The sequence below is a fragment of the Pseudomonas sp. SIMBA_041 genome (assembly GCF_046535095.1).
GTDB lineage: Bacteria > Pseudomonadota > Gammaproteobacteria > Pseudomonadales > Pseudomonadaceae > Aquipseudomonas > Aquipseudomonas mucoides.
Genome location: NZ_JAWRXJ010000409.1, coordinates 1 through 266, shown reverse-complemented (window position 1 = coordinate 266; position 266 = coordinate 1). Strand labels below are relative to the sequence as shown.

Sequence of the window (266 nt, the reverse complement as noted above, 5' to 3'; positions counted from 1 at the left end):
CAATCAAGAAGAAGATTGAGAAAATCGCGAAAACAGGCTCAACCGTATTGATTTATGGGCGGACAGGCACAGGGAAAGAAGTAGTTGCGCAGGCAATACATAACTTGAGCGATCGGTATGAAAAACCATTTATCTCTTTAAATTGTGGCGCTATTCCGCTAACCTTGTTGGAAAGCACTTTGTTCGGTACGACAAAAGGGAGCTTTACAGGCGCGGAGGATACAGCAGGCTTGTTTGAGCAGGCAGATGGCGGCACGCTGTTTCTC

1 protein-coding gene is annotated in these 266 nt (G+C 46.6%); it reads left to right on the top strand.

Features of this window, described 5'->3' with window-relative positions:
• Window positions 1-266: sigma 54-interacting transcriptional regulator (locus tag SB725_RS31700; protein WP_410923401.1), on the top strand; the 266-nt coding region annotated here is incomplete at both ends.